Source organism: Pseudoxanthomonas sp. LjRoot204_2 (assembly GCF_056175765.1).
Map to the genome: position 1 here is coordinate 1 of NZ_JBGFFG010000181.1, position 6,775 is coordinate 6,775.

Consider the following 6,775-nt stretch of genomic DNA (forward strand, 5'->3'; position numbering starts at 1 on the left):
GGTTGGCGTTGTTGGCATGCAGCGTGCACAGCACCAGGTGGCCGGTTTCGGCGAAGGCGATGGCGTGGTCCATGCCCTCGCGGGTACGCACCTCGCCGATCATGATCACGTCCGGCGCCTGGCGCAGCGTGTTCTTCAGCGCGGCTTCCCAGCTGTCCGTATCGATGCCGACCTCGCGCTGGGTGATGATGCAGCCTTCATGCTTGTGCACGAACTCGATCGGGTCCTCGATCGTGATGATGTGGCCGGTCGAATTCTGGTTGCGGTAGCCGATCATCGCCGCCAGCGAGGTCGACTTGCCGGTACCGGTGGCACCGACGAACAGGATGATGCCGCGCTTGGTCATCGAGAGCGTCTTGATGACGGGCGGCAGGTTCAGCTCTTCGATGGTCGGGATGCGCGTCTCGATGCGGCGCAACACCATGCCGACCTGGTTGCGCTGGTAGAAGCAGCTCACGCGGAAGCGTCCCACCCCCGCCACGCCGATGGCGAAGTTGCACTCGTGGGTCTTCTCGAACTCCTCGCGCTGCGCCGGCGTCATCACGTTCAGCACCAGGTCGCGCGACTGCTGCGAGGTCAGCGGCGTCTGCGTGATCGGCGAGATCTTGCCGTGCACCTTGATGGACGGCGGCATGCCGGACGTGATGAACAGGTCCGACGCCTTCTGGTGCGCCATCAGCTTGAGGAACGAGGTGAAATCGATGGTGCTCATGGCGATGCTCCGTAAGACGGAAGAAGCCGCGGGACGGCGGCCGCCGGTGGCGGCGCCGCGCGGCCGTTACTCGAACAACCGCTTTTCCTTGGCGTATTCCTTGGCCTGCTGGCGCGTGATCAGGCTGCGCTTCACCAGATCCTGCAGGTGCTGATCGAGCGTCATCATTCCGTAGTTCTGGCCGGTCTGGATGGCCGAGTACATCTGCGCCACCTTGTCCTCGCGGATCAGGTTGCGGATGGCCGGAGTGCCGACCATGATTTCCCAGGCCGCCGTGCGGCCGCCGCCGATCTTCTTCAGCAGCGCCTGCGAAATGACCGCGCGCAGCGACTCGGACAGCATCGAGCGCACCATTGGCTTCTCGCCAGCGGGGAACACGTCGATGATGCGGTCGATGGTCTTGGCCGCCGAGCTGGTGTGCAGGGTGGCGAACACCAGGTGGCCGGTTTCCGCGGCGGTCAGCGCCAGGCGGATGGTTTCCAGGTCGCGCAACTCGCCGACCAGGATGTAGTCGGGGTCTTCACGCAGCGCCGAACGCAACGCCTCGTTGAAGCCGTGCGTGTCGCGATGCACTTCGCGCTGGTTGATCAGGCACTTCTGCGAGGTGTGCACGAACTCGATCGGGTCCTCGACGCTGAGGATGTGCCCGTACTCGTTCTTGTTGATGTGGTCGATCATCGCCGCCAGCGTGGTCGACTTGCCCGAACCGGTCGGGCCGGTGACCAGGATCAGGCCCTGCGGCTGCTGGATCAGTTCGCGGAACAGCGGCGGGCAGCCCAGGTCTTCCAGGGTCAGGACTTCCGACGGAATCGTGCGGAAGACGGCGCCGGCGCCACGGTTCTGGTTGAAGGCATTGACGCGGAAGCGCGCCAGCGACGGAATCTCGAACGAGAAGTCGACCTCGAGAAATTCTTCGAAGTCGCGCCGCTGCTTGTCCGACATGATGTCGTAGACCAGCGCGTGCACCTGCTTGTGGTCCAGCGCCGGGATGTTGATGCGGCGTACGTCGCCATCCACGCGGATCATCGGCGGCAGGCCGGCCGACAGGTGGAGGTCGGATGCTTTGTTCTTTACCGAGAACGCCAACAGTTCGGCGATATCCATGACGCTGCTTCCCCAAGTTGCTGCGAACTGGAACCTTGATTCCCCGGAGGGCAGTATAGCGCCCTCGCCGTTCCCGCCAATGGTTGGATGAACATGCTCGCCGACACCCTCAGCGAGACCCTGCAACACCTTGAAAACGCAGCGAAAGCCGCGCATCGGCCAACCCCTGCGTTGCTGGCCGTGTCCAAGCTGCAGCCGGCGTCGGCCGTCGCCGAACTGGCCCGCGCGGGCCAGCGCGCGTTCGGCGAGAACTACGTGCAGGAAGCCCAGGCGAAGATCGGGGAACTGGCAGGCATGGGCCTGGAATGGCACCTCATCGGCCACCTGCAATCGAACAAGGCCGAACTCGCGGCGCAGCTGTTCGATTGGGTGCAGACGGTAGACCGTCACAAATTGGTTGGCGCTCTGTCACGCTATCGCCCTTCCGATCGTGCGCCGCTCAACGCGCTGGTGCAGGTGAACATCGACGATGAAGCCAGCAAGCATGGCTGCCAACCCGACGAGGTCGCCGCCCTCGCCGATGCCATCGCCGCCGAGCCGCGGCTGCGCCTGCGCGGGCTGATGGCGATTCCCGCGCCCCACCCCGACACCGCCCGGCGCATCGACGCCTTCCGCCGCATGCAGGCATTGCAGGATCAACTGGCGGCGAAACACCCCGGCGTGGATACCCTGTCGATGGGCATGAGCGAGGACTACGCGCTCGCAGTCGCGCACGGGGCCACGATGGTCCGCATCGGCACCGCCCTGTTCGGCGCGCGCCCGCCGCGACCCGCCTGACTCCTTTCGACTTTCCCGAGGCCTGACACCATGACTCCTTCCACGTCGCGCGTGCTGACGCATCCTCTGGCCTTCATCGGCGGCGGCAACATGGCGCGCAGCCTGATCGGCGGCCTGCTCAAGCGTGGTGCGGACCCCTCGCGCATCCGCGTGGCCGAGCCCAACGAACCGCTGCGCGCCGCGCTGGCGGCCGACTTCGGCGTGCAGGTGTTMACCGAGGCCGGGGAAGCGGCCTATGGCGCGGACACCTGGCTGTTCGCGGTGAAGCCGCAGGTCATGCGCACGGTGTGCGAATCGCTCGCGCCGATGGCGCAGGCGCAGCGCCCGCTGGCCGTCTCCATCGCCGCCGGCATCACCGTCGCGCAGATGCAGCGCTGGCTGGGCGGTGGCGTGCCGGTGGTGCGCAGCATGCCCAACACGCCCGCCCTGCTCGGCGCCGGCGTCACCGGCCTGCATGCGAGCGGCGAGGTCGACGCGACMGGCCGTGAGCGCGCGGAACTGCTGCTCTCCGCCGCGGGCCCGACGGTCTGGATCGATGCCGAAGCGAAGATGGATGCCGTCACCGGCGTGTCGGGCAGCGGCCCGGCCTACGTCTTCCTGCTGGCCGAGGCGATGGAATCGGCTGCCGTGGCCGAAGGCCTGTCGGCCGACGCCGCACGCACCTTGGTGCTGCAGACCGTCCTGGGGGCGGCGCGCATGCTGACCGAGAGCGGCGAGACGCCGGCCGAATTGCGCCGCCGCGTGACCTCGCCCAATGGCACGACCCAGGCGGCGATCGAGACCTTCCAGGCCGGTGGCTTCGAAGCCTTGGTCGCGCGGGCCGTGCGCGCGGCGACCGCACGGGGCGGCGAACTGTCCGCGGCGAACGATTGACTTCGCATCCGGCCCGCTCGGAACCTCGTAACGTACCTACAGCACACAGGCACCCACGCCGATGAAACGCCTGATCGCCCTGCTGATTCTCGCCCTGTCCCTGGTCGCCTGCTCCGGCAGCGAGACGCCGCGTGTCGCCGAATTCGTTCCACCGGCGCCCGCCGAAACCGACTTCGGCAGCCTGCGCGTGCGCTACAACGCGCTGCCCACGCTGGCGCTGAGCGCGCCCGTCGCGAAGCAGTACGGCGTGCAGCGCGACGCCGGTACCGCGCTGGTGCTGGTCGCCCTGCGCGAGGTTAAAGGCGCCGAGGAAATCGATGCGGATGGCGAGGTCAGGGTGACCGCGCACGATCTCTCCGGCACGCGCCAGGCGATCGAACTGCGCAAAGTCGAAGCCGGGGGATACACCGACCTGATCGGTACCGCCCGCCTCTCGCCGCGCAATTCCTATCGCTTCGAGATCGTGGTGCAGGCCGGTGGCCGCACGGAAACGGTGACGTTCCAGCGGAATTTTTGAGGTCCGCGGGACCCGATGTAGGAGCGACGTAAGTCGCGACCGCACGCCGTCCCTATCGAACTGGCCGTTGCAGAACACCGTGATGATGACGCACCCGCCCTATCGAACGAGCGGATGGCGTCCGGTCCGCGGTCGCGACTTACGTCGCTCCTACAGAAGCGTCAACCTCAGGACTGGCGAGCCGCCCAAGCCCGCACGATCGCCGCGATGGCTCGCACGCCGTCGGTCAGCGCCGCTGGCCCCGGCTGCAGGATCAGCGGCGACTTGATCTCGTGCAGCTCACCGTCGCACACGGCGGGGATCGCGTCCCAGCCCGGACGTGCCGCCACGCGCTCGGGCCGGAACTTCTTGCCGCACCATGAGCCCAGGATGAGGTCGGGTGCGCGCCGCACCACCTCGCTGCCGTCGGCGAGGATGCGGTGCTTGGCCAGCGACTCGCGCGCCATCTCCGGGAACACATCGTCGCCCCCGGCGATGCCGATCAGCTCGGACACCCAGCGGATGCCGGTGATCTGCGGTTCGTCCCACTCCTCGAAGTAGACCGTCGGCCGGCGCGGCAGCCGCGCCGCCTGCGCGCGGACATCGTCCAGTCCACGCGCGAGCGTGTCGGCGTACGTGTTGGCGCGCGTCGCGGCACCGACCAGCGCGCCCAGCCGCCGCACGTAGTCGATGATGCCGTCCACGCTGCGATGGTTGCTGATCCACACTTCCACGCCCCGCCGCACAAGTTCGGCGGCGATGTCGGCCTGGATGTCGGAAAAACCGATGGCGAGATCCGGCTGCAACGACAGGATGTCGTCGATCTTCGCGCTGGTGAACGCGCTGACCTTCGGCTTTTCCTTGCGGGCTTGCGGCGGACGCACGGTGAACCCGCTGATGCCGACGATGCGGTCCTGCTCGCCCAGCGCGTACAGCGTCTCGGTCGGCTCTTCGGTCAGGCAGACGATGCGCTGTGGGCCGGTCATCGCAGTATCTGTGCTTTGGGAGCGACGTGAGTCCGCGAGCTGCTGGCATGCCGGGACAAGCTCGCGACTCACGTCGCTCCCACAACGACGCTCAATAGCCATCACGGAAACAGCATCCGCTTGCTCCACGCGCCCGCGGCATCGCATTCGTAACGCCAGCGCTCGTGCAGTCGGAACTGCGCGCCGTACCAGAACTCGATGGCGTCGGGCGCCACGCGATAGCCGCTCCAGCCTTCGGGACGCGGCACGTCGCCGCCGGCGAAGCGCGCKTCGACGTCGGCCATGCGGTTCTCGAAGGCCTCGCGCGAGTCCAGCGTCTCGGACTGGATCGATGCCCAGGCACCGAGCTGGCTCTGGCGTGGACGCGAGGCGAAGTATGCTTCGGCCTCTGCGTCGTCGACCGGCGTCACCCCGCCCTCCACGCGCACCTGGATGCCGGCCTCGCGCAGGCTGCGCCACAGGAACAACAGCGCGGCGCGCGGATTGTCGTGCAGTTCGCGGCCCTTCTGGCTGTGCGTGTGCGTGTAGAAGACGAAGCCGCGTTCGTCGAACGCCTTCAGCAACACCGTGCGCGCGGACGGGCGGCCGTCCGGCGTGGCGGTGGCCACCGTCATCGCATTGGGTTCGACTTCGGTGCCTGCGGTTTTCGCTTCGCCGAACAGCGTGGTGAACGTGGACAGGGCCTCGGCGTACAGATCGGTCATGGCATCGCAACAGGCAGCGCCCGCATCCCGGGCATGCGCTATTGTCGCGCGATGACGACACCCGTGCATCCCGAGGGTTTTCCCGCGCTGCTCGTCGAGGACGCGCTGCGGACGGCATGCGCATCGCCAGCGAGCCCTCCGGTGTTCGCCATCACCGGTCTGCAGGGCAGCGGCAAGTCGACGCTGGCGGAGCAGGTCGCGGCCCGGGCGCGCGGCGAAGGCCTGCGGGTGGCGGTGCTGTCGCTGGACGACCTGTACCTGACCCGCGCGCAGCGACGGCGGCTCGCCGCCGAGGCGCATCCCCTGCTCGCCACGCGTGGCCCGCCCGGCACCCACGATGTGGCACTGGGGTGTCGCGTCCTGGATGCGTTGCGCCATGGCGAAGGGGTGATCCTGCCACGCTTCGACAAGCTGGCCGACGATCGTGCGCCCGACGACGCCTGGATACGGATCGACGGCCGCGTCGACCTGGTGCTGTTCGAAGGCTGGTGCCTGAAGGCGGCGCCCGAGGACGACGCGGTGCTGGCCACGCCGATCAATGCGCTGGAGCGCGACGAGGACGCGGACGGCCGCTGGCGCCGCCATTGCAACGATGCCTTGCGCAAMGATTACCCGGCGCTGTGGTCACGCATCGATGCGCTGTGGTTCCTGCAGCCGCCCGGCTTCGAGATCGTGCGGACCTGGCGCTGGGAACAGGAGCAGGCCCTCGTTGCGCGCGACCCGCAGCGGACCGGCATGGACCGCGCGCAACTGGACCGCTTCATCCAGCACTACGAACGCACCAGCCGGCACCTGCTGGCGATGCTGCCGGCGATCGCCGAACGCACGATCGCGCTGGACGAAAGCCGCCACCCGATTCCCGTGCAGGGCCCTGTGGGAGCGACGTAAGTCGCGWTGGGGGCACCACGATGCGTCATCGCGACTTACGTCGCTCCCACGGCAATGCTTTTTTCCAGCCGACCCCGTCACTGCACCACGAAGCTGATCCGCAGGTTCACGCGCCACTCGGTGACGTTGCCGCCGTCATCGGTGACGACCTTGATCTCGTTCACCCAGGCGCCCTTTATGTTCTTCACGGTCTCGGAGGTCTTCTTCAGGCCTACCTTGACCGCGTCTTCCATGC

Annotated in this window: 9 protein-coding genes; 4 read left to right on the top strand and 5 right to left on the bottom strand. The window is 67.6% G+C overall.

Annotation, left to right across the window (positions count from 1 at the left end):
- On the bottom strand, positions 1–712 hold a 712-nt coding region (locus AC04L7_RS10060), incomplete at its 3' end, for a PilT/PilU family type 4a pilus ATPase (protein WP_475512926.1).
- Positions 713–778: 66 nt separating this feature from the next.
- The gene (locus AC04L7_RS10065) at positions 779–1,816 is read right to left on the bottom strand and encodes a type IV pilus twitching motility protein PilT (RefSeq protein ID WP_062352229.1); all 1,038 of its coding nucleotides are present in this window, start codon (positions 1,814–1,816) and stop codon (positions 779–781) included.
- Positions 1,817–1,909: 93 nt separating this feature from the next.
- Here AC04L7_RS10065 and AC04L7_RS10070 point away from each other — a divergent pair, with 93 nt between their 5' ends.
- From AC04L7_RS10070 to AC04L7_RS10080, 3 genes are all read left to right on the top strand, one after another.
- Entirely contained in the window at positions 1,910–2,593 is a 684-nt protein-coding gene (locus tag AC04L7_RS10070; protein ID WP_299346353.1) for a YggS family pyridoxal phosphate-dependent enzyme, read from the top strand.
- A 30-nt stretch (positions 2,594–2,623) separates the two neighbouring features.
- Positions 2,624–3,466, top strand: coding sequence for a pyrroline-5-carboxylate reductase (gene proC, locus AC04L7_RS10075; RefSeq protein ID WP_475512927.1), 843 nt, complete (start codon positions 2,624–2,626; stop codon positions 3,464–3,466).
- Positions 3,467–3,527: 61 nt separating this feature from the next.
- On the top strand, positions 3,528–3,983 hold the full coding sequence (locus AC04L7_RS10080) for a DUF4426 domain-containing protein (protein WP_436000039.1): 456 nt from the start codon (positions 3,528–3,530) through the stop codon (positions 3,981–3,983).
- A gap of 167 nt (positions 3,984–4,150) precedes the next feature.
- Here the strand turns inward: AC04L7_RS10080 and AC04L7_RS10085 are convergent, their stop codons facing one another.
- Positions 4,151–4,948, bottom strand: a complete 798-nt coding sequence (locus tag AC04L7_RS10085; RefSeq protein ID WP_436000041.1) for a cobalamin-binding protein — start codon at positions 4,946–4,948, stop codon at positions 4,151–4,153.
- Positions 4,949–5,049: 101 nt separating this feature from the next.
- The gene (gene pdxH / locus AC04L7_RS10090) at positions 5,050–5,652 is read right to left on the bottom strand and encodes a pyridoxamine 5'-phosphate oxidase (protein WP_475512928.1); all 603 of its coding nucleotides are present in this window, start codon (positions 5,650–5,652) and stop codon (positions 5,050–5,052) included.
- A 33-nt stretch (positions 5,653–5,685) separates the two neighbouring features.
- Here pdxH and AC04L7_RS10095 point away from each other — a divergent pair, with 33 nt between their 5' ends.
- Positions 5,686–6,540, top strand: coding sequence for a kinase (locus AC04L7_RS10095; RefSeq protein WP_475512929.1), 855 nt, complete (start codon positions 5,686–5,688; stop codon positions 6,538–6,540).
- 77 nt (positions 6,541–6,617) lie between these two features.
- On the opposite strand, the gene AC04L7_RS10100 is transcribed toward AC04L7_RS10095, so the two are convergent.
- Positions 6,618–6,773, bottom strand: coding sequence for a dodecin family protein (locus tag AC04L7_RS10100; RefSeq protein ID WP_475512930.1), 156 nt, complete (start codon positions 6,771–6,773; stop codon positions 6,618–6,620).
- Between the last annotated feature and the right edge of the window lie 2 nt (positions 6,774–6,775).